This is a genomic window from Bifidobacterium avesanii, assembly GCF_009299475.1.
Classification (GTDB): Bacteria; Actinomycetota; Actinomycetes; order Actinomycetales; family Bifidobacteriaceae; genus Bifidobacterium; species Bifidobacterium avesanii.
The window spans coordinates 24244-50571 of sequence record NZ_WBSN01000019.1; the positions used below are offsets into that span (position 1 = coordinate 24244).

Annotated in this window: 21 protein-coding genes and 1 other RNA gene; 8 read left to right on the top strand and 14 right to left on the bottom strand. The window is 68.2% G+C overall.

The features are described 5' to 3' along the window. The first annotated feature begins 107 nt into the window (after window positions 1-107). Together DSM100685_RS08880 and DSM100685_RS08885 are read left to right on the top strand one after the other, a co-directional pair. On the top strand, window positions 108-1235 hold the full coding sequence (locus DSM100685_RS08880; protein ID WP_152350986.1) for a polyprenyl synthetase family protein: 1128 nt from the start codon (window positions 108-110) through the stop codon (window positions 1233-1235). A gap of 94 nt (window positions 1236-1329) precedes the next feature. Continuing rightward, entirely contained in the window at window positions 1330-3489 is a 2160-nt protein-coding gene (locus DSM100685_RS08885) for a Stk1 family PASTA domain-containing Ser/Thr kinase (protein WP_152350987.1), read from the top strand. Window positions 3490-3571: 82 nt separating this feature from the next. Here the strand turns inward: DSM100685_RS08885 and DSM100685_RS08890 are convergent, their stop codons facing one another. Further along, the gene (locus DSM100685_RS08890) at window positions 3572-4288 is read right to left on the bottom strand and encodes a lysophospholipid acyltransferase family protein (RefSeq protein WP_152350988.1); all 717 of its coding nucleotides are present in this window, start codon (window positions 4286-4288) and stop codon (window positions 3572-3574) included. Window positions 4289-4327: 39 nt separating this feature from the next. On the opposite strand from DSM100685_RS08890, the gene DSM100685_RS08895 reads away from it, so the two are divergent. Continuing rightward, a complete protein-coding gene (locus DSM100685_RS08895; protein WP_152350989.1) occupies window positions 4328-4864 on the top strand; it encodes a hypothetical protein in 537 nt (178 codons plus the stop codon). 27 nt (window positions 4865-4891) lie between these two features. Here the strand turns inward: DSM100685_RS08895 and trpD are convergent, their stop codons facing one another. The 3 genes from trpD to hpf form a co-directional block, all read right to left on the bottom strand. Next, on the bottom strand, window positions 4892-5956 hold the full coding sequence (trpD, locus tag DSM100685_RS08900) for an anthranilate phosphoribosyltransferase (RefSeq protein ID WP_152350990.1): 1065 nt from the start codon (window positions 5954-5956) through the stop codon (window positions 4892-4894). 187 nt (window positions 5957-6143) lie between these two features. Continuing rightward, complete coding sequence (gene secA / locus DSM100685_RS08905) at window positions 6144-9062, bottom strand: preprotein translocase subunit SecA (protein ID WP_152350991.1); 2919 nt, start codon at window positions 9060-9062, stop codon at window positions 6144-6146. A 210-nt stretch (window positions 9063-9272) separates the two neighbouring features. Further along, window positions 9273-9941, bottom strand: coding sequence for a ribosome hibernation-promoting factor, HPF/YfiA family (hpf, locus tag DSM100685_RS08910; RefSeq protein WP_152350992.1), 669 nt, complete (start codon window positions 9939-9941; stop codon window positions 9273-9275). A gap of 177 nt (window positions 9942-10118) precedes the next feature. On the opposite strand from hpf, the gene rnpB reads away from it, so the two are divergent. Continuing rightward, window positions 10119-10485: RNase P RNA component class A (gene rnpB, locus DSM100685_RS08915), an RNA gene on the top strand. A 399-nt stretch (window positions 10486-10884) separates the two neighbouring features. Here the strand turns inward: rnpB and DSM100685_RS08920 are convergent. The 9 genes from DSM100685_RS08920 to miaB form a co-directional block, all read right to left on the bottom strand. After that, window positions 10885-11439 carry a regulatory protein RecX gene (locus DSM100685_RS08920; protein ID WP_240811900.1) on the bottom strand — a complete coding sequence of 185 codons (555 nt, stop codon included), beginning with the start codon at window positions 11437-11439 and terminating at the stop codon, window positions 10885-10887. Window positions 11440-11750: 311 nt separating this feature from the next. Then, complete coding sequence (gene recA / locus DSM100685_RS08925; protein ID WP_152350993.1) at window positions 11751-12917, bottom strand: recombinase RecA; 1167 nt, start codon at window positions 12915-12917, stop codon at window positions 11751-11753. Window positions 12918-13149: 232 nt separating this feature from the next. After that, window positions 13150-13398 carry a DUF3046 domain-containing protein gene (locus DSM100685_RS08930; RefSeq protein WP_152350994.1) on the bottom strand — a complete coding sequence of 83 codons (249 nt, stop codon included), beginning with the start codon at window positions 13396-13398 and terminating at the stop codon, window positions 13150-13152. An 88-nt stretch (window positions 13399-13486) separates the two neighbouring features. Next, on the bottom strand, window positions 13487-14017 hold the full coding sequence (locus tag DSM100685_RS08935) for a helix-turn-helix domain-containing protein (RefSeq protein ID WP_239512743.1): 531 nt from the start codon (window positions 14015-14017) through the stop codon (window positions 13487-13489). Between the two features lie 109 nt (window positions 14018-14126). Further along, the gene (locus DSM100685_RS08940) at window positions 14127-14684 is read right to left on the bottom strand and encodes a CinA family protein (protein WP_152350995.1); all 558 of its coding nucleotides are present in this window, start codon (window positions 14682-14684) and stop codon (window positions 14127-14129) included. A 9-nt stretch (window positions 14685-14693) separates the two neighbouring features. Then, entirely contained in the window at window positions 14694-15416 is a 723-nt protein-coding gene (pgsA, locus tag DSM100685_RS08945; RefSeq protein ID WP_152350996.1) for a CDP-diacylglycerol--glycerol-3-phosphate 3-phosphatidyltransferase, read from the bottom strand. A gap of 67 nt (window positions 15417-15483) precedes the next feature. Further along, window positions 15484-18279 (bottom strand): FtsK/SpoIIIE family DNA translocase, encoded by a 2796-nt coding sequence (locus DSM100685_RS08950; protein WP_152350997.1) that lies wholly within the window; start codon window positions 18277-18279, stop codon window positions 15484-15486. 619 nt (window positions 18280-18898) lie between these two features. Next, complete coding sequence (gene miaA, locus DSM100685_RS08955) at window positions 18899-19900, bottom strand: tRNA (adenosine(37)-N6)-dimethylallyltransferase MiaA (protein ID WP_152350998.1); 1002 nt, start codon at window positions 19898-19900, stop codon at window positions 18899-18901. Then, complete coding sequence (gene miaB, locus DSM100685_RS08960) at window positions 19884-21341, bottom strand: tRNA (N6-isopentenyl adenosine(37)-C2)-methylthiotransferase MiaB (RefSeq protein ID WP_163201129.1); 1458 nt, start codon at window positions 21339-21341, stop codon at window positions 19884-19886. Before miaB ends, miaA begins: the two co-directional genes overlap by 17 nt. A gap of 101 nt (window positions 21342-21442) precedes the next feature. Here miaB and DSM100685_RS08965 point away from each other — a divergent pair, with 101 nt between their 5' ends. Further along, window positions 21443-22177 (top strand): GTP pyrophosphokinase, encoded by a 735-nt coding sequence (locus DSM100685_RS08965; protein WP_152350999.1) that lies wholly within the window; start codon window positions 21443-21445, stop codon window positions 22175-22177. A 221-nt stretch (window positions 22178-22398) separates the two neighbouring features. On the opposite strand, the gene DSM100685_RS08970 is transcribed toward DSM100685_RS08965, so the two are convergent. Next, window positions 22399-23241 (bottom strand): aldo/keto reductase, encoded by an 843-nt coding sequence (locus tag DSM100685_RS08970; RefSeq protein ID WP_152351000.1) that lies wholly within the window; start codon window positions 23239-23241, stop codon window positions 22399-22401. 201 nt (window positions 23242-23442) lie between these two features. Between DSM100685_RS08970 and DSM100685_RS08975 the strand changes: the two genes are divergently transcribed. The 3 genes from DSM100685_RS08975 (at window position 23443) to dtd (ending at window position 25993) form a co-directional block, all read left to right on the top strand. Continuing rightward, window positions 23443-24309: a Bax inhibitor-1/YccA family protein gene (locus DSM100685_RS08975; RefSeq protein WP_152351001.1), complete on the top strand. Its 867-nt coding sequence runs from the start codon at window positions 23443-23445 to the stop codon at window positions 24307-24309. A gap of 215 nt (window positions 24310-24524) precedes the next feature. Then, window positions 24525-25517: a DMT family transporter gene (locus tag DSM100685_RS08980; protein WP_152351008.1), complete on the top strand. Its 993-nt coding sequence runs from the start codon at window positions 24525-24527 to the stop codon at window positions 25515-25517. Next, window positions 25514-25993 carry a D-aminoacyl-tRNA deacylase gene (gene dtd, locus DSM100685_RS08985; RefSeq protein ID WP_152351002.1) on the top strand — a complete coding sequence of 160 codons (480 nt, stop codon included), beginning with the start codon at window positions 25514-25516 and terminating at the stop codon, window positions 25991-25993. Before DSM100685_RS08980 ends, dtd begins: the two co-directional genes overlap by 4 nt. Window positions 25994-26328: the final 335 nt, after the last annotated feature.

The following is a 26328-nucleotide window of genomic DNA, read 5'->3' on the forward strand; positions in this document are numbered from 1 at the left end:
GGCGGTGTGGCCGAACGTGGCCCCCGGTTCGGCTCCCCGGCGTGTCCTTGGCGCGATTTCGGGCGAAATCACGTTCGACCGCCGGGATTGTGGATAACCTCGTAGGTATGGATAACGTCGAAGCACTGCCCGCACTCGAATCGCGCATCGCCGCACTGGTGGCCCAATACGCCGGCATTCCGGACGGGATGGCGGTCCCCCGCAGCTGTTCGTCCGTCATGGACGCCGTCGCCTCGCAGGGCGTCACCTCCAGCGAGGGAGGCAAGCGGCTGCGCGCCCGGCTCGCCCTGGCCGCCTTCGACGCGCTGCGCCCGAAGCCGGACGGGGACGACGAGGCGTGGCGGGGCCATCGCGCCGCCGCGGCCGATCTGGCGTGCGCCATCGAGGTGTTCCAGACCGCCGCGCTCGTGCACGACGACATCATCGACGACTCCGACCTGCGCCGGGGCAAGCCGTCCGCCCACCGCGCCCTCGCCGCGGCGCTCGGCGACGACCCGCAGGCCGACCACGTAGGGCGCGGGCTCGGCATCATGCTCGGCGACCTGCTCGCCACCGCCAGCGTCGCCATCGCGCACGACGCGGCCGCCGCGCTGCCGAAGACCGAATCGATCATGCGCACGTTCCTGCGCATGCACCGCGAGGTGGAGATCGGGCAGGTGCTCGACCTGGCCGTCGAGGAGGCGCCGCTGGACAGGCCCGAGGCGCTGGCGTCCTCCTCGCTGGGCGTGTTCCGCTGGAAGACCGCCAGCTACACCACCATCGCCCCCATCGAGCTCGGACTGCTTGCCGCGGGCGCCAAAACCGCCAAGGCGCAGGCCATCGCCGCCTCGATCGGCACGCCGCTGGGCCTCGCGTTCCAGCTGGCCGACGACCTCATCGACGTGATCGGCTCCAGCGCGTCCACCGGCAAGCCCGTGGGCGGCGACATCCGCGAGGGCAAACGCACCGTGCTGCTCGCCGACGCGCTCGCCGGGGCGGGCGAGGCCGACCGCGCCGAGCTCATCCGCATGTTCGAGGCGCCGGAGCGCGACGCGGACGACGTGGCGCGGGCCATCACGCTGTTCAAGTCCACCGGGGCCATCGACCGCTCCCGCGGGCGCATCGCCACGCTGTGGCGCACGGCGGCGTCCGCGCTGGACGAGGCGGCGGGCATGCTGGGGCTGTCGCCGGCGTCGCGCGACCTGCTGCTCGGGGCGTGCGAGTGCTTCCTGCCCAAGGACCTGCGCGGGTGCTGAGCCGCAGCCGGGCCAAGCCGGGCCGCGTGGACTTTTCGTCGGGAACGCACGGCGTTTCACCGTTTTGTGACGTGCGAACCCTACGATGGACATCATGAGTGAAGCGGCGAATCAGCCCGTGGGGCAGGCAATCGAGGGACGGTACCGCGTCGTGCGGAAAATCGCCGAAGGCGGCATGGCCACCGTGTACGAGGCGATGGACGAGCGCCTGTCGCGTCCCGTGGCCATCAAGATCATGCACGTCCAGCTGGCGCAGGGCCCCCACCGCGAGCAGTTCCAGGAGCGGTTCCGCCGCGAGGCCCGCTCGGCCGCGGCCATCGCCAACCCGCACATCGTGCAGGTGTACGACACGGGCGAGTTCAACGGCCTCGACTATCTGGTCATGGAGTACGTGCACGGCGTGAACCTGCGCCATGAGATGAACGCCGAGGGGACGTTCACCGTGCGCGAGACGCTCCGGATCGTCGGCGAGATCCTCGACGGCCTGTCCGCCGCGCACCGGGCCGGCGTGGTGCACCGGGACATCAAGCCGGAGAACATCCTCATCAACGAGCGCGGGCACGTGCAGATCACCGACTTCGGCCTCGCCAAGGCCGCCTCGCAGGCCACACTGTCGTCCACGGGCATGCTGCTCGGCACGGCCGCGTATCTGGCGCCGGAGATGATCGAGAACAACCAGGCCACCGCGCAGGGCGACCTGTACGCGGTGGGCATCATCGCGTGGGAGATGCTCACGGGGCACGTGCCGTTCGAGTCGGACAACCCGGTGACCGTGGTGTTCAAGCACGTGCACGAGGACGTGCCATCGCTCGCCGTGGCCTACCCCGGCGTCGCGCCCGGCGTGGCCGCGTTCGTGGCCCGGTTGGTGGCTCGCGGCGTGGCCGACCGCCCGGCCGACGCGATCGCCGCGGCCACGATGCTCGAGGAGCTGCGCGCATCCCTCACGCCCGACCAGCTGCTCTTCCGCATGCCCGCGCCGGACGCTTCGCCCGACGGCGGCGAGCCCGGACCACAGGCACCTGAGGCGCCACTGCCCGACGGCGCCGCACGGCCCAACCCGACCGAGCGACTCAGCGAAACCCGCGCCCTGCCGCCGGTCGGCGAACAGGCCACGCAGCGCTTCGCCATGCCGCCCGAGCGCGTGGGCGCCAATCCGACGCAAAGCTTCGCCGACGTGATGCACGCGAACTTCGACGAACCGGACGCGCCCCAAACCGGTGCAGGACAGCACACGTCCGCCCACGCCTCCACGTCCGCCACGGCCACGGCGGCCCACGGCGGGCGGCGGACCGCGATCATCGCCGGCCTCGTCGCGGCGGTCCTCGCCTCGGCGGCGGGCGGATACGCGTGGTGGTACTACCTCGGCCCCGGCAGCTACTGGACGCTGCCCGCGGCCGCCGACGTCACGTGCGTGGAGAACGAGCCGTGCTCGATCGCCGGCGCCAACGCGCAGAACTACCTGAGCACGCTTACCGTGGCCGGCATCCCGTACACGCAGAGCGAGGACTACAGTGACACCGTCCCCTCCGGCGCGATCATCAGCGCCGACCCGTCCGAGGTCGGCTCGCGCGTCTCCAAGCGCAACGGCCAGCAGGTCGGCGTGGTGGTCTCCAAGGGCGTCAGGCAGGCCACCGTGCCGAGCGACATCACGAACGCGTCCTCGACCAACGGCAAGGACCCGCTCACGGCGCTGAAGAACGCGGGCTTCGACAACGTGACCCACAACGCGTCGAACGACCAGTACTCCCTGACCGTGCCGGAGGGCGCCGCGATCTCCGTCTCCGCCGAGCCGGGACGCACGTACGCGCACAACCAGGCGATCACCGTGGTGCTGTCGAAGGGCCTCAAGCCGGTCGAGATGCCCACGGTGGCGGGGCTCTCGCAGGAGGCCGCGAAGCAGGCGCTGTCCGACCTCAACCTCACGGCCAACGTCACCGAGGCGTTCGACGACAAGATCCCCGCCGGCACGGTGGTCTCCGCGTCCGTGCAGCCGGGAACGCAGCTCAAGTGGAACGACTCGGTCGATCTGGTCGTCTCCAAGGGCCCGCAGACGGCGACCGTGCCGAACGTGGTGGGCCAGCAGTACGACGACGCGGAGAAGACGCTCAAGGCGCTGGGCTTCGACGTGAAGAAGTCCTCCCCGCTGGGCGACTGGACGCACACCGTGCGCGTGCAGAGCGTCAACGCGGGCGACACCGTGCGCGTGCGCGACGAGAACGGCGTCGCCACCGTCATCACCCTCACCGTGGCATGATGCGACGCGTCCCCGCCGTCCGGATCGATCGGGCGGCGGGGACGTTTGGGATGTGCACGGAGACAGGCCGCACGATGCGGCGTCAGGCCTGCGCGGCGGTTTCCTTGGATTCCTTGGCCTTCCGGGCCTCCATCTCCTTCTTGACGCCCTGCGCGTACACGTCCACGTACTCCTGGCCGGAATGCGCCTCGATGGCCTTCATCATGCGGTTGGTGAGCGAGCGCAGCTGCTCGTGCGTGATCTCGTCCTCCGGCACCTTCTCGACCGGGATGGGTTCGCAGAAGATCACCGTGGTCTTGCCCTTCTTGGGGATCACCTGGCCGGGCACCTGCATCTGGCGCGTGCCGATGATGGCGGTGGGGATGATGGGCGAGCCGGTTTCGAGGGCCAGGCGGGCGACGCCGGTGTGGCCGCGGTACAGGCGTCCGTCGGGGCTGCGCGTGCCCTCCGGGTGGATGCCGAACAGGTGGCCCTCCTCGAGGATGTGGCGCGCTGTGAGCAGGCCGCCAAGCGACTTGGAGCCGCCGGAGCGGTCCACCGGGAACACGCCCACGGACGTGAACCACCACTTCTTGAACTTGCCCTTGAAGCCCTTGCCCTCGAAGTATTCGGCCTTGCCCATGAAGTGGATCATGCGCGGGCTGACGAGCGGCAGCAGGCCGTCGTCGATGACGGCGAGGTGGTTGGCCGCGATGATCGCCGGGCCATGCTTCGGGACGTTCTCCAGTCCGTGCACGGTGGGCTTGAACCACACGCGCGCGATCGGTCCGAGCAGTTTCACAAAGAACCAGTACAGCATTACGTCTCCTTGGCGCCCATTATGGCTACAGTTGAGGGTATGACCGACCACAAGGATAGCAACGCGTCCCGAGACGATTCAACCCCGAGCCCCGACGACGAGGCGTGGAGGGACTTCGTCGCCGGGCACAGCGACGACCTCAACGCCGTGGAGCGTTCGCGCGCCGCCAAAAAGTTCGAAAAGCAGGCGAAGCGCCGGGAGAAGGAGGCGCTGCTGAGCGTGAACGACCTCGATCCGAGCGCCTTCGCCGGAGGAGGCATGCCCCGCGCCGCAGGGCCCCGCGACTTCACGGGCAGCAGCTGGCTGGACGCGGACGACGTGATGGATCAGGGCTCCGACTTCGTGCCGCCGAACCCGGAGATCGGGCACGTGCGCACGTCGAAGCTCGTCCTGTGGGCGATGGTGGTCGTGGGCGTGGCGGCGCTGGCCGGATGTCTGATGCTCCCCTCGCTGTCGAGCCTGCTGGGCGCGGTCGGCGGCGCGCTCACCATCATCGGCGGCACCGGCCTGCTCATGCTGCACAAGGGGCATACGCAAACGCGCGCCGACGAATTCGACGACGGCGCGCGCGTGTGAACGATCCCGTTTGACGCGGGCTACGGCTCACTCGGTCTGCTTGGCGGCCTTCGCGGCGGCGATCCAGCGGTCGAGCAGAGCGGCGGCCCTGCCGGAGTCCACGGCGTCGGCGGCCAGCGCGTAGGCGTCCTTGAAGCGCTGCGCAAGCGAAGCGTCCGGGTCGGGCAGCAGGTGCGCGTCGGCCACGATGGCCGAGGCGGCGTTGAGCAGCGCGGTGGAGCGGAACGGTACGTCCTTGCCGGCGAGGAAGTCGCGCATGGCCTGCGCGTTGACCTCCGGCTCGCCGCCCTTGAGGTCGGCCACGGTCACCTTGGCGAGGCCCAGTTCGACGGTCGGGTCGAATTCGGTCTCCGTGACCTTGCCGTCGCCGCGGAACTCCCACACGGACACCGGGCCGGTGGGCGCCATCTCGTCGAGGCCCTCGTGCGAGGTGTAGACCATGCCGGTCTGGCCGTTGGCGGCGTACACGGACGCCATGATCGGGCTCATCTCGCGCTTGGCGCAGCCGATGGCCACGTGCTTCGGGTTGGCCGGGTTGGTCAGGGGGCCGAGCACGTTGAACACGCAGGGCACGCCGAGCGCGGCGCGGATGGGGCCGACGAAGCGCATGGCCGGGTGGAAGGTCTTGGCGAACGCGAAGGTGATGCCCACCTCGTCGCCCACCTTGCCCACGGCCTCGGGGGTGAGGTCCAGCGGCAGGCCGAGCGCCTCGAGGCAGTCGGCGGCGCCGCACTTGGACGAGGCGGCGCGGTTGCCGTGCTTGACGATCGTGACGCCCGCCGCGGCGGCCACGACGGAGCCCATGGTGGACAGGTTCACGGTGGCGGCGCCGTCACCGCCGGTGCCCACGATGTCGGTGCTCTCCTTGGCGACCTTGAGCGGCACGGCGTGCGAGACCATGGCCTTGGCGGCGCCGCGCACCTCGTCGGCGGTCAGGCCCAGCTGCTGCTGGGTGGCCAGCACCGCGCCCACGGCGGCCGGGTTGGCGTTGCCCTGCATGAGGTCGTCCACGAACCACTCGGATTCCTCGGCGGACAGGTGGTCGCCCCCGACCAGCTTTGTCAGAATCGATTTCCAAGTGAACTCGGCCATGATGCCTCCTCCTCGCGCGCGAAAACGCGCTGTGATACGTAACGCGGCCCATTGTAGTGTTCCGTCGTTTCGTCCAACCCGCGGTTCCACATGGCGGATACGCCGAAGGGCGCCCGCCGCGGCCCTTCACGGACCCGGCGACCGCCCCTCGGCTTCGCTGCGCGTTATGCGCCCCTGCGCTTCCGCGTCACTGCTCGTTCTGGCCGTGGCACATCTTGTACTTGCGACCGGAGCCGCACGGGCACTGCGCGTTCTTCGACGTGCCCGGGAAGGTGCGGCCGTCGGCCCACGGCGTCTTGAGCTCCTCGCTCTTGGGACGCTTGGAGGCGGGCACCTTGCCTTCGGCGTGGCTCATCGGCGCGGGGCCGACGATCGTTTCCGGCTCGGACTTCCTGATCTCGTCCGCTGCCTCGGATTCGGCCCGGGCCTCCGCGGCTTCGTCCTCGTCCTTGTCCTCGTCGGCCTCGTCCGGCTCGGCCGGGGCGCTGAGCTCCTCGGCTGCCGGGGCCGCGGCCTTGGCGGACTCGTCGATGCCCACGGTCGCCTCGGCGGCGTCCACCGCGGCGTCCTCGTCCTTGTTGGAGTCGACGTCCTCGGTGCGGGCGATCTGCTCGATGTCCACGTGGAACAGCAGCTGGATGCTCTCCTCCTTGATCGCCTCGATCATGGAGTTGTACATCTGGTAGCCCTCGCGCTGGTACTCGACCAGCGGGTCGCGCTGGCCCATACCGCGCAGGCCGATGCCGTCCTTGAGGTAGTCCATCTCGTACAGGTGCTCGCGCCACTTGCGGTCGAGCACGGCGAGCACGACGCGGCGCTCGAGCTGTCGGGTGCCCTCCTCGCCGAGCTTCTCCTCGCGGGCCGCGTACTGCTCCTTGGCGTCCTTCACGATGAGCTCCGCGACGGCCTCCTGGGCCTTCTCGCCCTTCTTGCCCTCGGCGGCGGCCTTGGCGTCGTCCACGCCCACCTTGACGGGGAACACGGTGCCGAGCGCCTTGAACAGGCCATCCCAATCCCAGTCGGCGGGCTTGTCGGAGCCGTTGTTGGCGCCGCGCACGTAGGAGGCGACGGTGTCGGCGATGAAGCGCTCGATGTCGTCGTGGATGTCCTCGCCCTGCAGCACGGCCTGACGCTCCTGGTAGATGACGGTGCGCTGCTTGTTCATCACGTCGTCGTACTTGAGGACGTTCTTGCGGATCTCGAAGTTGCGGGACTCCACGGCCTTCTGCGCGTTGCGCACGCCCTTGGAGACGCTCTTCGACTCGATCGGCTCGCCCTCCGGCATGCCCTTGGCCATCACGCGGGCCACGAGCTGCGTGTTGAACAGGCGCATGAGGTCGTCCTCGAGGGACAGGTAGAAGCGGGACTCGCCCGGGTCGCCCTGACGGCCGGAGCGGCCGCGCAGCTGATTGTCGATGCGGCGGGACTCGTGGCGTTCGGTGCCGAGCACGTACAGGCCGCCGAGCTTCTTGACCTCCTCGTGCTCGTCCTTGACCTGCGCCTTGACGGCGGCGAGGGTGTCCGGCCACAGGCGCTCGTACTCCTCCGGGGTGTCCTCCGGGGAGTAGCCCTGCGCCTTGAGCTTGGCGTCGGCGAGGAACTCGACGTTGCCGCCGAGCATGATGTCGGTGCCACGACCGGCCATGTTGGTGGCCACGGTGACGGCGCCCTTGCGGCCGGCGACCGCGACGACCGCGGCCTCCTTGGCGTGCTGCTTGGCGTTGAGGACCTGATGCGGGATGCCGGCCACGTCGAGCAGCGAGGAGACGACCTCGGAGGACTCGACGGACGCGGTGCCGAGCAGCACCGGCTGGCCCTTGGCGTGCCTCTTGGCCACGTCGCGCACGATCGCGGTGAGCTTCTCCTTCTTCGTGCGGTAGATCAGGTCGTCCTGATCCTTGCGGATCATCGGGCGGTTCGTCGGGATGGGCAGCACGCCGAGCTTGTAGGTGCCCATGAACTCGGCGGCCTCGGTCTCGGCGGTGCCGGTCATGCCGGCGAGCTTGTCGTACATGCGGAAGTAGTTCTGCAGGGTGATGGTGGCGAAGGTCTGGTTCTCGGCCTTGACCTCCACGCCCTCCTTGGCCTCGATGGCCTGATGCAGGCCCTCGTTGTAGCGGCGGCCCGGCAGGATGCGGCCGGTGTGCTCGTCGACGATGAGCACCTCGCCGCCGGTGACCACGTAGTCGCGGTCCCTCAGGAACAGCTCCTTGGCCTTGATGGCGTTGTTGAGGTAGCCGATCAGGGCGGTGTTGCTCGGCTCGTACAGGTTGTCGATGCCGAGGTAGTCCTCCACCTTGGAGATGCCCGGGTCGAGGATGCCGACGACCTTCTTCTTCTCGTCGACCTCGTAGTCCTCGTCGCGGGTGAGCTTGAGGACGAGGCGGGCGAACTGGCGGTACCAGCGGCTCACGTCGCCCTCGGCCGGGCCGGAGATGATGAGCGGGGTGCGGGCCTCGTCGATGAGGATGGAGTCGACCTCGTCCACGATGGCGAAGTGGTGGCCGCGCTGGACCAGATCGGCCTTCTCCCACGCCATGTTGTCGCGCAGGTAGTCGAAGCCGAACTCGTTGTTGGTGCCGTAGGTGATGTCCGCGTTGTACTGCTTGCGGCGCTCCGGCGGCTTCTGGTCGGTGATGATGCAGCCGACCGACATGCCGAGGAAGCGGTAGATGCGGCCCATGAGCTCGCTCTGGTAGCTGGCGAGGTAGTCGTTGACGGTGACGACGTGCACGCCCTTGCCCTCGAGCGCGTTGAGGTAGCTCGGCAGGGTGGCGACGAGGGTCTTGCCCTCGCCGGTCTTCATTTCGGCGATGTTGCCCCAGTGCAGCGCCGCGCCGCCCATGAGCTGCACGTCGAAGTGGCGCTGGCCGAGGGTGCGCTTGGAGACCTCGCGCACGGTGGCGAACGCCTCCGGCATCAGGGAGTCGAGCGACTCGCCGTTTTCGATGCGCTGCTTGAACTTGCCGGTCTGCGCCTTGAGGTCCTCGTCGGAAAGCGCGGAGATCTCCTCCTCCTTGGCGTTCACCGCCTTCGCCACGTTCTCGAGCTTCTTGATCTGGTGGCCTTCGCCCATGCGCAGGGCCTTGTCCAGGATGTTTACCACGTTATGCTCCTCATTGCTGTCCGACAGGCACAAACTTCGACCATACTACGCGAACGTTGGGATTTTCGCGCCCGCCGGTTCACGGCATGAAAAATCCCGCGCCGCGCGAAACGCGACGCGGGATGCCGTTTACTCCCCCCGGCCCATCGCCGTCTACGGTTTCAGGCCTCCACGGCCCGCCGGGGTCATGTGCGACTTACGCCGTGCGACTCACTCCCCGGCCTTCTTGACGTTCTCCGGGGTGTCGATCTCGAACACGCCGTAGCTCCAGCCGTGGCGGTGGTAGACGACGGACGGGCGGTTGGTCTCCTTGTTGACGAACAGGAAGAAGTCGTGGCCGATGAGCTCCATCTCGTACAGCGCCTCGTCAATGGTCATGGGCTCGGCGATGTGCAGCTTGCGGCGGATGACGATCGGGGTGTCGCCCACCTGAACCTCCACGGACTCGCCGGGGCCCAGATCGGACGCGACGGCCGCGGCCGGGCTGTTGTTCGGCTCCTCCTCGGCCTCCTCGACCTCCGGCTCCGGGGTCACGACGCCCAGATCCACCGGGACCGGGTTGGTGTAGCCGCGGCGGTGGTCCTTGCGGCGGTCGCGGGTGCGGCGCAGGCGCAGGGTCAGCTTGTCCAGCGCCATGTCCAGCGCGCTGAACTCGTCGGCGCTCGAGGCCTCGGCGCGCACCACGGTGCGGCCGGCGATCACGGTGATCTCCACGCGCTTGGCGGTGTCGGCCTGGCTGGGGTTGCCCTCATGGGTGAGCACGATCTGCGCGCGCTCGGCGTCGGGGGCGATGGTGGTCACACGATTCATCTTGCTTTCGACGACATCACGGAACCTCTGCTTGACCTGGGTGTGACGGCCGGTGACGACGATTTCCATGGTGACCTCCTAATGCTCAAGCGGTTGCCCGCTATGTGTGCCGGATCGGCGTCTTCGCCGTCCGGGTAGTTGACCATTGTAGTCGACGACACGTTTCTTCTTGGGAAAACGCGCCCTTTTTTGCTTGAAAAATGAAGGTATTTTGCTTAGGCACGCCTGATGGTATGCTGGACTGTTTGAGACCCCTTGATGGCCGCGGCCCGTTTTCGGACGGGCTGAGGAACTTCCGGGCTCCGCAGAGCACGATGGCGGATAACGTCCGCCCAGGGCGACCTGAGAGATAGCGCAGCAGAGAACAGACCGCCTTCCGGCTTCGGCCGGACGGTAAGGGTGAAACGGCGGTGTAAGAGACCACCGGGCCGCCGGTAACGGCCGGCCGCATGGCAAGCCTCATCGGGAGCAAGGCCAAGCAGAGGACTATTGGGTTGCTCGCCCGCGTCCTCGGGTAGGCTGCTAGAGCCTGGCGGCGACGTCAGGTCGAGATGGATGGCCATCCGCGCGCTTCGGCGCGTGACAGAACCCGGGGTATAAGGGGTCTCATTTCATTTTCATATTTTCATTTCCGACTGTCCCGCGCCCGTCCGCGACTTCGGCGCGCATGATCCCGACGCGTATGCATCGGCGTGGGTGCCGGCGCTCGCACCCGTGCATCCGGAGTTCGCGTGCCGGCAGCCCGGCACGGCATCCCGTGCCGGCGTTCGCGCATCCGTCATCCATACGCCCGGCAGGTATACTGCCCGCTGCCGCCGGTCGGCACGCAACGCCGATCGGCAAGCGCAATTGGATGCGATCCGAGACACACAGCGAGGTTCCTGTGTCCCAAATCGCATCCACTTCCAAAATGGGATGCGAACCGGGACGCACAGACCCATCGCCGAGTCCCAAATCGCATCCGTGTGGGGAATGGGTGGCGATTTGGGCACGGACGGGGTTGCCGCCGCGCTCAGGCGAAGAGCTCGCGGGCGACGGCGCGCAGGGTTTCGGGATTATGGCCCTTACGGCCCCCGGCGGCCCAGAAGCGCCGCAGACGCACATCACGTTCCAACCCGGCCGTCTTGGCGGCGACCTGACGGCCCAGCGACCATGCGCACTCCTCGAACACGCCGTGCTCGGAGGCCTCGGCCACCGCGCGCGCGGCCAGATCACGGTCCACGCCCTTGCGCGCCAGCTCCTGCACGGCGCCGCGCGCGCCCAAATCCCTGCCAACGCAGGCCCGCAGCACCGACTGTGCATAGGCCTCGTCGTCGATCAGACGCACTTCGATAAGGCGCGCGACCACCGCATCGGCCACGTCCGGCGCGTAGCCCTTGTCCCGCAGCCGCTGTGCCAGCGCACCCGAGGAGCGCGGCGCGGCGTCCAGCAGGGTCAGCGCGGCCTCGCGGCACGCGTCGGCGTCGCGCGGATCGTCGGGGCCGTCGTCGCCTCCATCGCCTGCAAGCGCGGCAACGGCACCGCCGCGCGAGGCGAAACCGCCGCGACGCGGCGAACGCCGCTTCACGCCTCGTCCGTTCGTGCGCCGGTCGCCGGAACCGCCGCGGCCACCACGGCGGCCCCGATCGTCGTCGTCCGCGCCGAAAGCCCCGCCGATGACGCCGATGCCCGCACCGAAACCACCGGCGTTGGCGTCATCGGCATCATCCCCAACCGGGGGAACGCCCAAGCCGGCCCCGGGCGCGGCGGCGTCTCCCGGCATGTCCGGGGCGGTCGCGCCGGCGGCGGCCCGTCGGACCGACCGCGCGTCCGCACGCTCCCCGACGCGCTCCGTCGAAGGCGCGGCCGGATGCGCGGCGAGAAACTCCTCGACGCTGATCATGCGGACTTTTCGGCGGCCTTGTCGGTCTTGCCGGCGGCCTTGTCCGTCTTGTCCGCGGCCTTGGCGCCGGTTCCCTCGGACGGCTTCGCCGCGGCGCCGCCGTCCGCCGGAGCCTCCGCCTCGGCGTCCGGATCGGGCAGCAGGCCGAACTTGACCTTGATCTTGTTCTCCAGCTCCTCGCACAGCTCGGGGTTGTCCTTGAGGAACTGGCGGGCCTTCTCGCGGCCCTGGCCGAGCTGGCCGTCGTCGTAGAGCAGCCACGAGCCGGACTTCTTGATGATGCCCACCTGCAGGCCCAGATCCAGCACGGAGCCCTCCTCGGAGACGCCCTGACCGTAGAGCATGTCGAATTCGGCCACCTTGAAGGGCGGGGCCATCTTGTTCTTGACGACCTTGACCTTGGTGCGGTTGCCGATGGCCTCCTCGCCGTTCTTGATGGTCTGGATGCGGCGGATGTCCAGTCGGACCGAGGCGTAGAATTTGAGGGCCTTGCCGCCGGTGGTGGTCTCCGGGCTGCCGAAGAACACACCGATCTTCTCGCGCAGCTGGTTGATGAAGATGGCCGTGGTGCCGGCCTGCGCGAGCGCGCCGGTCATCTTGCGCAGGGCCTGGCTCATGAGCCTGGCCTGAAGGCCCACGTGGCTGTCGCCCATGTCGCCCTCGATCTCCGCCTTGGGCACGAGCGCCGCCACCGAATCGATGACGATGACGTCCAGCGCGCCGGAGCGGATGAGCATGTCCGCGATCTCCAGCGCCTGTTCGCCGTTGTCCGGCTGGGAGACGATGAGCGAGTCCGTGTCCACGCCGAGCTTGCGGGCGTATTCGGGGTCGAGCGCGTGCTCGGCGTCGATGAACGCCGCGACACCGCCCTTGCGCTGCGCGTTGGCGACCACCTGCAGGGCGAGCGTGGTCTTGCCGGAGGATTCCGGACCGTACACCTCCACGATGCGCCCCTTGGGCAGTCCCCCGATGCCGAGCGCCATGTCCAGCGCGAGCGAACCGGTCGAGATGACCTCGATGTTCTGCAGCGGCTTGTCGCCCAGGCGCATGGCGGAGCCCTTGCCGAAGCTCTTCTCCACCTGGGCCAGTGCGGTGTCCAGCGCGGCCTTGCGCTTGTCCGCCACCGCCTGCTCCTTCTTGTCCTTGTCTGTCTGCTGTGCCATCCGGCTCTCCTTCACGTTCCGTCTGCAACCGTCCTCACACGGTACGCGCGCCCGGCCCGCCCGCTCAAGCCGAACGGGGCACTGTGGTCGAACGTGCCCCACTTGCGCGGGTTCCGGGCGTGTCGCACCGCCGGTTTATCCACATGTGGACGACTGATACCCGACTATACCCCAAGGTGCGAACATATGTTCGAACAGACACGCCGAGACGCGTCTTCGCCCATACGTCAATTCATCCGCGGAAATCAAACGGCTTGGGCGGCGCCACGTGGTCATGGTCCCTGCCCCAGCGCTTCGCGTCGGGCACGTCCATCTGGTCGCACAGCACGTTCCAGACGGTGCGCGGCTCCTCCCCCGCGGCGAGCGCCTCCACCACGGTCCTCGATCCCAAAGCGGTCAGCTGCTGGTCGTGCGCGAGCGAGCGGCCGTACGACCGCCCGAACACCTCCTCCAGCAGCGCCCAGAATTCACGTTCATGCACGTGCGACAGTGTACGTGCCCCGAGCAACAAAAAGCCGCGGGCCACGGCAGCCGCGGCCCGCGGCAATCGAAAAGCGCCGAAAACGAAATCACGCCTCGAAGGACTCGAGGTAGTCGGCCACCATGCGCAGCATCTGCGACACGCTCACGCCCAGCGACTCGGCGATGGAGCTGAGCAGTTCGGAGCTGGCTTCCTTCTGGCCGCGCTCCACCTCGGAGAGATAGCCGAGCGACACGCCGGCCTTCGCGGAGACCTCGCGCAGGGTCTTGCGGTCCTTGGTGCGCAGGTCGCGCAGCACGTGCCCGATCGCCCCGCGCAGGGACACGGACTGGTCGCCGCGGCGCTCCTCGGCGCCCTGACGCGACGCGGAGCCGGCCGGGGAGTGCACGCCGCCCTCCTCAAGGCCCCACATGCGGTTCTTGGCCGCATCGCGCTCGTCCTTGGCCTTCTTGGCCGCGCGCGCACGCAGCACCTGCTGCTGGGCGTAGAGCACCGCGCGCTGCTGGGCCGGCGTCAGATCACGCATGCGGGTTCCCGTCTCCCGCGCCACGGGCTTGCAGCATGCGGGAAGCACCTGCACGGTTTCGTTGCCACGCGTCATCGTCTCGGTTGCCGTCATCGCATACCCCTTTCATCGGTTGAACTACATAGCTCAACCGGAGATATCTCAAGATTATTCCCAAGGAGAACGGCAACGTGACGCAGCTCACAATTCAGGTCCGCAAGGTTCAGGCCCGGCGCGCCGGCGCGGGAGCTGCTGACGGGATGGACGTGGACAGGTGGCGCAGCACGTGCAGCACGGTGCTCAGGCGGATCGCCTCGCGCGAGCCGTTGAGGTGCAGCTCGTAGGTGCGCACGTCGAAGGCGCCGTCCCCGGCGGGCAGCGCGATGCCGACGTACACCAGTCCTGCGGGCTTGTCGCCGTCGGGGCCGGGGCCGGCCACGCCCGTGGTGGACAGTCCGATCACATGGCCGGCCTTGCTGGGACGCGTGTAGAGGCCCGCCGTGCCCGTGGCCATCTGCGCCGCCACTTCGGCCTGCACGGCCCCGCCGTCGGCGAGCAGCTGCGCATCCACGCCGAGGATGGCGGCCTTGGCGGCGATGTCGTAGGTGACGGCCGATCCGAGGAACACCTTGGAGGCGCCGGGGATGCGCACGAACGCGTCGGCGAGCAGGCCGCCGGTGAGCGATTCGGAGGCCGCGATGTACAGCCCGCGGCGCTCGCACATGTTGAGGATCATCGTCGCGAGCTCGTCGCGGCGGGGCTGGGCGCTGTCGTCCCCCATCGGAACTCCTTACTCCTTGGACGTTTGCCCGTTGGACGCCGGGGCGGCCTTGGCGGCGCGCACGGTCTTGATCACGTACTCGAGGCCGGAATACCAGCACAGGACGAGCGCCACGACGAGGAACGCCATGCCGAGCGCATAGAAGCCGCGCGTCCACCGGGCGGCGAGGCCGGTCGCGTACAGCGGGGCGAGCAGCATGGTCAGGGCGATGCACTGGAACAGGGTCTTGAGCTTGCCGGGCCACGCGGCGGCGATCACCCTGCCGCCCGTGTCGATCACGAAGAAGCGCATGACGGTGATGCCGATCTCGCGCACGAGGAACAGCACGGTGATCCACCACGCCACCTCGCCGAAGACGGAGAGCACCACGAGCGTGACGAGGATGAGCAGCTTGTCCGCGATGGGGTCCATGAGCTTGCCGAGCTCGGTGACCGCGTTGGTGCGGCGGGCGAGCCAGCCGTCGAGCTTGTCGGTCGAGGCGGCGACGAGGAAGATGATGCAGGCGGCCCATCGCAGGCCCACGTCGCCGGACGCGGACGCGGGCAGCGCGTCGGACAGACGGCCCGGATCCGCAAGGTCCGCGGTGGGCTGCGAGCCGGCGGCGACGAGCAGGACGACGAACACCACGACCAGCGCGATGCGCGCGTACGTCACCAGATTCGGCGCGCTGTTCCAGCCTTCGAGCAGCGACTGTTTCCCGTTGCGTTCGCCCACGGCGTCTCCTTTTCGCATCCTTGAGTGTCGTCTCCACGGTATCGCGGGGGCGATACGTTTGCGGCCCGGCCGCCTGGACGTCCGGTCACTCGGCGCCGGAGGCCGCGGGGGCGCCGGCAGCACCGGAAGCCGGGGACGCCTGCAGCGAGCTCGTCTCGCCGCGGATGAACGCGAGTACGGCGGGCAGGTCCTGCGGCTGGACGAGCACCTCGCGCGCCTTGGAGCCCTCGGAGGGCCCGACCACGCCGCGCGACTCGAGCAGGTCCATGAGGCGCCCGGCCTTGGCGAAGCCGACGCGCAGCTTGCGCTGGAGCATCGAGGTGGAGCCGAACTGCGAGGTGACCACGAGCTCGGCTGCCTGCAGCAGCAGCTCCATGTCGTCGCCGATCTCCTCGTCCGGCTCGACGGCCGCCTTCTCCGCCTCCTTGGCCATCTGCTCGATGTCCTCGCGGTAGTGCGGCTTGCGCTGCGTGCGCACGAACTCGACGGCCTTGCGGATCTCCGACTCGGACACCCACGAGCCCTGCACGCGCACGGGCTTGGCCTCGCCCATGGGCAGGAACAGCGCGTCGCCCTGGCCGATCAGGGTTTCGGCGCCGACCGTGTCGAGGATGACGCGCGAATCGGTGGCGGACGACGTGGCGAATGCGAGGCGCGAGGGGATGTTCGCCTTGATGAGGCCGGTGACCACGTCCACGCTCGGGCGCTGCGTGGCGAGCACCAGATGCACGCCGGCGGCTCGCGCGAGCTGCGTGATGCGCTGGATGGAGCTTTCCACGTCGTTCTTGGCGACCATCATGAGGTCGGCCATCTCGTCCACCACGACGAGGATGTACGGGTAGGGCGCCACCTTGCGGTTCGAGCCGGCGGGCGCGTGGACCTTGCCGGCGCGCACGGCCTCGTTGAAGTCCTTGACGTGCCTGAAGCCGAAGAACTCGAGGTCGGAGTAGCGGGCGTCCATCTCCTTGACCACCCATTCGAGGGCCTGCGCGGCCTTCTTCGGGTCGGTGATGATGGGCGTGAGCAGGTGCGGGATGCCGGCGTAGGCGGACAGCTCCACGCGCTTGGGGTCGACCATGATGAGGCGCACCTGCTCGGGCGTGGCGCGCATGATGATCGAGGTGAGCATGGAGTTGATGAAGCTGGACTTGCCGGAGCCGGTGGCGCCCGCGACGAGCAGATGCGGCATCTTGGTCAGGTCCGCGGTGACGAACTTGCCCTCCACGTCCTTGCCGACGCCGGTGAGCATGGGGTTCGGGTCGTTCATGGCCTTGTCGCTTCTCAGCACGTCGCCGAGGTGGACGATCTCGCGGTCCACGTTCGGGATTTCGATGCCGATGGCCGACTTGCCGGGGATGGGCGACAGGATGCGCACGTCCGAGCTGGCGACCGCGTAGGCAATGTTCTTCTGGAGGTTGGTGACCTTCTCGACCTTCACGCCGGGGCCGAGCTCGACCTCGTACTGGGTGACCGACGGGCCGCGCAGGAAGCCGACGACCTTGGCGTCCACGTTGAACTGGCCGAACGTGGAGGTCAGGGCGGCGATCACGCGGTCGTTGGCTGGCGTGCGGGCCTGATGCGGCTGGCCCTTGACGAGGATGTTGAGGTCCGGCAGGTGGTAGACGGCCGGGTCGGCGGACGGGGTCTCGCCGGAGTCTCCGGACGGGATGGGCTGCGACGGCTGGGGCTGCGGCGCGCCCTGGTTGTCGAGGTCCCACGGGTCGGCGGCCGGGGCGGCAGCGCCCGGCGTCATCGCGGTGGTGGGGGCCGCGTCCCCGGCCGGGGAGACGGCGGACGTCTCGGCGATTGGGGCGGACGGGCCGGCGGGTTGGAGGAAGGACGGCAGCACGGCGGTCTCCTGCGGATCGGCGGCCGGGACCGCGGTCGGGACGGTCGAAGCGCCGGACGAGGACGCCGTGCGCGGGGCGAGCGCGGTTTCGGCGGTCTGGCCGTGGTGGCTGGCCGCGCGCTCGAAGGCCTCGTCGCCGGCGTAGCGGTCGAGGGAGCGGTCCTCGTCCGTCCCGCGCACGCGGCCGAACAGGCGCGACAGCCAGGAGGCCTTGGCCGGCTTGGAGCGGTTTCCCTCGTCCGTGCCGTCGTGCGCGGGCACGCCGTCCGCCAATGCAAGCGTGGTGTCGCCGAGGCGGACCTCGTTGGGGAACTGCTCGGTCGCGTCGTCGCCCTTGCGCGCGCCGGAGGCGGAGCGGCCGCGGTTGATGCGCTCGGCGATGTCGTGCGCCTTGTCCGGCAGGTCGGTGACGTGCGAGCGGGTGATGAGCAGCAGGGAGAACAGCGCCACGACCACGAACACGCTGATCGCGAACGCCTTGGAAAGGCCCCATGCGAGCGGGGAGCCGAGCACGAAGCCCAGCAGGCCGCCGGTGTTCTGCAGCACATGGATGTCGAAGCCGCGGACGTCGGAGGCGCCGGCCGCGTCGATGATCGAGCACACGGACCACAGCAGCAGCACCCAGCCGCTCACCACGCGCGGGTTGTCCGAGCCCTTGCCGGAGTTGCGCATGAGACGCACGGCCACGATCACCAGCAGCGGGGGCAGCACCACGCTCATCACGCCGAGCACCGCGGAGGCCGCGGCGTGCAGGGCCACGCCGAGCGCGCCCTGCACGCGGAACCACTCGCTGGCCACGAAGAAGATGGCGAGCACGATGAGCACGAAGCACAGGCCGTCGCGCCGGTAGACCGGGTCGTACTCCCCCACGCCCGTGAGCGAGCGGACCATCGCCCCGATCTGCCTCGGGACGAACAGCAGCGCGCGCTTGCCCAGCGACTCGGCCGGCTGCGCGGCGCCCGACGACGCGGATCCGCGACCGCGACCGGCGGAACCGCTCCCCTTCTTCGATGATGATGCTTCTCGTGCCATAACGTCCCCCAGCGTACCCGACCGGCGAGGCAAGACGCCACGACGGGGCGGATTCCCCCACAAAATCAATCCCCATGAGCTTGCAGATACGGCGAAGGCCGCCGGTGTTGCATCACCGACGGCCTTCGCGTTTCAGAGGGACGCAAATCCGCCCCGTCGACGATGGATCCTTCGAAGCCAAACGTTCAAAAGCGGCCGCCTTCAAGAGCTTCGAAGCTGAACCGATCCTTCGCCGACACAGCCAGTATACGGCCGCGGCACCGGTTCCTCCAATAGCGGACCAACACCACATGTGATAGTTTTTTTGATACCGCACATGCGCGGTGGGATTCCACTGAACCGGAGTCCGAAAACGCATGGGCGATCGGCCGGGCCAACCGGTCCGACCGCGTTTTTCAGAAAAGGGACACCTATGGTTTCCTCAAATCGCCCCGGTCGTTCCGGGAACAATTCCACCATGGTGATCATTGCATTGATCACACTCGCCGCCTATGCCGACAGGACATGGGTCACGGCGCTGCTCGGGCTGATCGTGCTGTACGTTCTGCTCGAGGATCGGCGGAACCGGAAGTAACCGGGTGCCGCCGCGCTGCCCATCATAGCCGCGCGGCGGCGTTCCTCACTTGGTTTCGACGTCGCCCAGGTGGTGCTGGACGTACTCGTCGGCGCAGGCGTCGACGGCATCGTAGTCGCCGGCGTCGGCATGGTCGATGATGGCCATGGCGTTGCTCAGCAGGGCCGGGTTCAGGGCCTGAAGCCAGTGGATGCGCGGGTCGCGGCCGAACCAGCCCATCTGCTTGCGGGCCAGCCGGCAGGTCTTCTGCGCCACGTCGGCGAACGCCTCGTCCTCGTCCATGAGCCCGTCGAGCACGTCGATCATCTGCTGGTAGCCGAGCGCCCGGCCGGCCGTGAAACCGAGCCGGGGACGCAGCTCGCGCACCTCGTCGAGGAAGCCCTCCTCGCGCATGCGCCGCGTGCGCAGCATGATGCGCCGGTCCAGTTCGCGCCGGTCCAGGTCGAGCCCGATCTGCACGCACGGGATCACGTACCGGTAGCGCGGCAGGCTCGCCGAATACGGCCGCCCGGTGATCGCGATGACCTCCAGCGCGCGGACCGTGCGGCGCACGTTATGCGGGTCCATGCGCGCGGCCGCCTCGGGATCCTTGGCCTTGAGCTCGTCGAACAGCAGGCCGGGCCCCTCGCTTTCGGCGCGGCGTTCCAGCGCGGCGCGCACCTTGGGATCGGTGCCGGGGAAGGAGATGTCATCGATGGCCGCGCGGGCGTACAGGCCCGAACCGCCCACGAGGATCGGGCGGATGCCGCGCGACTGCAAATCGCGGATGCAGTCGCGGGCCAGCGTCTGGAAGCGCGCCACGCTCATCGCGTCGTCCGGGTCGATCACATCGATGAGGTGGTGCGGCACGGCGGCGCGCTCGGCCGGGGTGGGCTTCGCGGTGCCGATGTCCATGCCGCGGTACATCTGATAGGCGTCCGCGTTCACGATCTCGGCCTTCTCGCCGCGGTCCGCGAGCGCGCGGGCGACGGCGATGCCGAGGCCCGTCTTGCCCGAGGCGGTGGGCCCGACGATGGAGACGACGCGCGGCTCAGTGGCGGACGGCATAGGTCTGCCCCGCCTTCGGATCGGGATCGGCGATGAGGTTGTGACGGGCGGCGTGCGTGACCGTGGCGGTCACGAAGTCGCCGACCTTGGGCTCCGGATACCCCTCCGGCACGCCGACGTGCACGAGCACGCCCGTGCGCTCACGGCCCGTGACGCGCTTGGTGGCGGCGTCCTTCTTGCCGCGCGTGCCCGTGATCATCACCTCCACGTCGCGTCCCTCGAACTTTTTCATCTCCTCCTCGGTGATGCGCTCCTGCAGGGCGAGCAGGCGGTCGAAGCGGGCCTGCACCACGTCCTTCGGCACCTGCTCCATCGACGCGGCGGGCGTGCCGGGGCGCGGCGAGTACTCGAACGTGAACGCCGAGGAGAACCGGGCCTGCTCGACCACGCGCATGGTCTCCTCGAAGTCCTCCTCGGTCTCGCCGGGGAAGCCCACGATGATGTCCGTGGAGATCTGCGCGTCCGGCATGGCCTCGCGCACCTTGTTGAGGATCGTCAGGAACTTGGCGGTGCGGTAGCTGCGGTGCATGGCCCTCAGGATCCGGTCGGAGCCGGACTGCAGCGGCATGTGCAGTTGGTGCATCACGTTCGGGGTCTCGGCCATCGCGGCGATCACGTCGTCGGTGAACGCTGCCGGATGCGGCGACGTGAAGCGCACGCGCTCCAGCCCCTCGATCTCGCCGCACGCGCGCAGCAGCTTGGAGAACGCGTACCGGTCGCCCATCGCGTAGCCGAACGAGTTCACGTTCTGCCCCAACAGCGTGACCTCCTTGGCGCCCTCGTCCACGCACTTGCGCACCTCGGCCAGGATGTCGCCCGGACGGCGGTCGCGCTCGCGGCCGCGCGTGGTCGGCACGATGCAGAACGTGCACGTGTTGTTGCAGCCCACGGAGATCGACACCCACGAGCTGACCTTGGAGGCGCGGGCGGCCGGCAGCTGGCTCGGGAAGACGGTCAGCTGGTCGCTCACCTCGGTCTGGGGCAGGCCGGTGGCGCGGTTCTGGTCGAGCAGCGCGGGCAGGCTGCCGATGTTCTTCGTGCCGAACACGGCCGCCGTCCACGGGGCTTTTTTGGCGATGCGCTCGCGGTCCAGCTGGGCCATGCAGCCGCCCACGGCGATCTGCAGGTTCGGACGCTGGCGCTTGCGCTCGGCCCACAGGCCCAGCGTGCCGTACATGCGCTCGGCGGCGTTCTCGCGCACCGCGCAGGTGTTGAGCACGATCAGGTCCACGTCGCAGTCGGCGGCCTGCGCATCCGTGGCGGCCACGTAGCCGGCCTGCTCGAGCACGCCGGCGATGCGCTCGGAATCATGCACGTTCATCTGGCATCCCAGCGTGTGCACGGTGAACACGCCTTTGCCGCGCCCGGCCGCCACCCGCGGATCGGCCGGATCATTGGTCTTCGAGGCGCGCTCCGCCTCGGTCATCATCGCTTCGTCCATAACCGACCATCCTATCGGCGGGCTTGAACAGGTCCGATGCCGGTGACGGTTTTCCCAGCGATCGTTCAGGAAAACGGGTTCCGCTCCGGTAAAATGGTGGCGTGATTTTAGACCGACACAGCCGAATCAACACCTCCGAAATCCAAGCCCGACTGAAGACCATCAACCTTGGCGATGAGCGCTTCGACCCCGAGGAGGTCGGCAGGTTCATCGACATGATGCAGATCTACGAGGGCGCCATGTACGAGATCAGCACCAAGTTGGAGATCCTCGACGACGAGTTCCAGGTGCGCTTCAGCCACGACCCCATCCATCACATGGAGCGGCGGCTCAAGTCCGTCAACTCGATCATCGGCAAGCTCGAGCGCAAGGGCCTGCCCGTGGCCGTGGACTCCGTGCGCGACCACCTCTTCGACGTGGCCGGCATCCGCGTGATCTGCAACTACCGGGACGACGTGTACTCGGTGTCCAACTACCTGTCCGCCCAGTCGGACATCCAGGTGCTGCGCGTCAAGGACTACATCAAGAACCCCAAGGTCAACGGCTACCGGTCGCTGCACGTGATCTACGCCGTGCCCGTGTTCCTGTCCTCCGGCCCGCACTACACGCCCGTGGAGGTGCAGTTCCGCACCATCGCCATGGACTACTGGGCCAGTCTGGAGCACGCGCTGCGCTACAAGACCGACCTGCCGGACGCCAAGCTCAACGAGCATTCGCAGACGCTGCTCGACTGCGCGCGGTCCCTGCAGAACATCGAGGTGCAGATGCAGAACATCCACCGGGACATCAACGGGGCTCCGCGCATGGAGGGGCAGTCGCCGGCGGCCGGGCGCTGAAGGTTCTCCTTCTTGATCTGATACTTCCGGACGCTCCGCGCGTGCGGCGTCCGCGACACGCTCGAGGCCGCTCGGCCAAGCTGACGGTCGCGGACGCCGCACGCGCTCCGGTCCTCGAAGAGGCCGATTGCGACGAGCCGATCAATGCGACCAGTTGCCGGCATGGGCTGCTGGAGCGCAAAAGGGGCGGCTTCCGTTGGGAAGCCGCCCGAAGAATGCGATCAGAAGTTGAAGTTGTCGGGGTCGGAGCCCTGACGGCGGTTGATGCCGAGGTTGGACAGGGCGTGCATGTCGTCGTCGGACAGGGTGAAGTCGAACACGTCGAAGTTCTGGCGGATGCGCTCGGCGTGGATGGACTTGGGGATCACGACCACGCCGCGCTGCAGGTGCCAGCGGATGATCGCCTGCGCGGGCGACTTGCCGTACTTCGCGGCCACCGCGGCCACGGTCGGGTTGTCGAGCAGGCTGCCGCCGGTGCCGCCGAGCGGGCTCCACGCCTCCACGGCGATGCCCTGCGAGCGGTCCCAGTCGATGAGCTCCTGGTTCGGGAACTGCGGGCTGGACTCGATCTGGTCGGCCGCCGGGGTGAGGTCGGAGAACGAGCGCAGCTCCTCGATGTGGTGGCGGTGGAAGTTGCTCACGCCGATCGCGCGGATGCGGCGCTCGTTGTACAGCTCCTCCATCTGCTCCCACGCCTTCTGCCAGCCGTTGGCCGGCCAGTGGATGAGGTAGAGGTCCACGTAGTCGGTGCCGAGGCGGTCGAGGCTTTCGAAGAACGCGTCGCGGGCGCGGCCGTCGCGCACGTCCTGGTTCCACAGCTTCGTGGTCAGGAAGACGTCGCGGCGCTTCACGCCGGATTCGCGCATGCCCTGTCCCACGGACTCCTCGTTGTTGTAGGCGCGGGCCGTGTCGATGTGGCGGTATCCGGCCTCGAGCGCCCAGCGCACGGCGTCGACGGTCTCCTCGCCCTCCTTGGTGCGGAACACGCCCAGGCCGAGCTGCGGGATGGTGATGCCGTTGTTCAGCGTGACGGTGGGCTGGGCGACGGCGGACTGATCGGTCATGACTGCCTCCTTTGACAGGTTCATGCGGTCGTACGAACGCTTTCATCATAGCCGCGGGACGCCGCGGACGCCGTCCGCTTTGCCTCGGGTTGCAGGAGGGGCGCGGGGAATGCGCCGCCCATGGTGCGCCCAGAGCGTATTCATCTTTCTGTAAGGTTCGTCCCATAGCATGGGGAATACCAATACCGAGAAGGAGCCAACATGACGTTCGGTCGCATTCCCGAAAACAGCAATCAGAATCAGACCCCGTACGGACAGCCGTACGCCGGGCAGCAGTATCAGCAGACGCAGTACCAGCAGCAGGCGCAGTACGCCCCCAACAACTACAACTACGCGCAGGGCGGCGCGGGGACCGCCGCCATGGACGCGACCGCGGCCTATTCCTACGAGTCCTATGAGAAGGCCAAGCGCGTCTCCATCGCCAAGGCCTACGGCGAGATGACCATCGGCCTGCTCGTCACCGCGGCCGTGGCCGTGCTCACCGAGGCGACCGGCGCGCTGTACGCGTTCCTGTCCGTCACCGGCGTGCTGGGCTGGATCGGCCTGGCCATCGTGCAGGTCGCGCTGGCCCTGTACATGGGCGCGCGGATCATGAAGATCTCCCCCGCCACCGCGCGCGTGATGTTCTACGTGTACGCCGCGCTCATGGGCTTCACGCTCAGCTCGATCTTCGCGGTGTACAGTCTGGGCAACATCGGCGTGTGCCTCGCCCTGTGCGCCGGGTTCTTCTTCGCGCTGACCATGCTCGGCCTCACCACGAAGTTCGACATGCTCAAGGCGGGCCCCATCCTGCTTGTGGGCCTCGTCGTGCTCATCGTCTCCCAGCTGCTCGTGGCGTGGCTCTTCCCCTCGGACGGCGCCATGCAGCTCATCGCCGCGATCGGCGTGGTCCTGTTCGCCGGCATGACCGTGTACGACGCGCAGTCCACGCGCGCGATCTTCCGCCAGTACCAGAACGACGGCCCGGAGATGATCCAGAAGGTGTCGATCATCTGCGCGCTGAACCTGTACCTCGACTTCGTGAACATGTTCCTGTACCTGCTGCAGCTGTTCGGCAACCGCGACTGATGCGATCGGCGGCTCGATCGGCCAGCCGACTGAGCCGCCGATTCACCGGAAGGCCCGGCCTTTTTCAGGCCGGGCTTTTTCACATCCGTCCGCAATGTCCATTCCCAACGCCCATCCGCCGTCCGTTTCCGCTCGTCTGCGATGCGGGAGACGGGCGGGCGCCGTCACACGGGCGGATTAGCGTAGGACGAATGAAGAGCAAAGAACTGGGCGGCATGCTGTGCCTGCTGCTGACCGCGTTGATCTGGGGTTTCGCGTTCGTCTCCCAAGTGCAGGGCATGGACACCATGACGCCCCTGTTCTTCAACGCCGTCCGATTCAGTCTGGGCGCAGTTTCGCTCGTGCCGATTCTCCTCGTCACCGGCCGGAAAAAGGACGGCGGCGGCGGGCCCGCGACCGGCAGCATGGGCGGCGGGAGGAAACCCGGCTGGCGGACGAACCCGGCCGTCGTCGGCGCGATCTGCGGCGCGTTCCTCTTCACGGCGAGCACGCTGCAGCAGTACGGCATCCTCTACGGGCGCTCGGCCGGGCAGGCCGGGTTCATCACCGCGCTGTACATCGTGCTCGTGCCGCTGCTGGCCTTCGTGTTCCTGCGCCGGCGCGTCACCGCCATGGTGGGCGTGGCCGTGGCCGTCTCCGTGGTCGGCTTCTACCTGCTGTGCATCACCGACGGGTTCGGCTCGCTCACGCTCGCGGACCTGCTGCTGCTGTTCACCGCGTTCCTGTTCGCCGCGCACATTCTGGTGATCGACGAGCTCGGTTCGGCCGTGGACGCGCTCAAACTGTCGTTCGCCCAGTTCGTCACCACCGCGGCTCTGAGCTGGATCGGTTCGTTCATCGAGGGCTCGGTGAATTGGGACGGGGCGCTGGCCGCGTGGATCCCGATCCTGTACGCGGGCCTCGGTTCGGTGGGCGTGGCGTACACATTGCAGGTGGTGGGCCAGCAGTGGGTGCCGCCGACCCGCGCGTCGCTGATCATGAGCCTCGAATCGTTCTTCTCGGTCGTCGGCGGGGCGCTGTTTCTGGGCGAGGTCATGACGCCGCGCGGCTATCTCGGATGCGCGCTCATCTTCGCGGGCACCATGCTCGCGCAGGCGCCGGCCAAACTGCCGCGGTGGATGGCCCGCACGCCGGAGGCGGCGAACACATCGGATGCAATGAACGCAACGGATGCGACGGGCCAATCGGGAAAGGACGACCGGTCATGAGAATCGTATTGCAGCGGGTCAGCCAGGCCAGCGTGGACGTGGTGGACGAGGCGACCGGCGAGGTCGACCCCACGTTCGAGCCGCAGCAGATCGGGCTCGGCTACATGCTGCTCGTGGGCGTGTCCGACGAGGACGGCGACCGCGAGATCGCGTGGCTGGCGCACAAGATCGCGAACCTCAGGGTGTTCGAGGATGCGCAGGGCAAGATGAACCGTTCCATTCAGGACGTGGGCGGCGAGATCCTGTCGATCTCCCAGTTCACGCTGTTCGGCGACGTGCGCCGCGGCAACCGGCCGAGCTTCGTGAAGGCCAGCAAGCCGGAGCACGCGGACATCACGTGGATCAAGTTCAACGAGGCGCTGCGCTCGTGCGGCATTCCGGTGCGCGAGGGGCGGTTCGGGGCTCACATGCGCGTGGGCCTCGTCAACGACGGGCCGGTCACGATCGTCATGGACACCGACGAGCTGCTCAAGTAGCGTCCCATTCCCGCGCCGTCCTTGCGCGTCTCCGGACCGGGAGCGTTCCGTTGGACCGGGAGCGGATCATTGGACAGGGAGCGGGCACTCCCCGTCCAACGGAATGCGTTTCCCTGCAACGGCGCCGTTTTCAGACCTCCCGGACAGGGAGTGCCCGCTCCCTGTCCGGAAAAAACGGAAAAACACGCCCCGGTCCGGGAATGCGCGCTGTATTGTCTTGGGGCATACTTGACGTATGTCTCGGGGCATTGTTGACACGGTCTCCTGGGGCATGGTTTACATGTGTCCTGGGGCATCGTTGACGCCGGGTATGGGTTTGCGGTACTGGTAGTCGC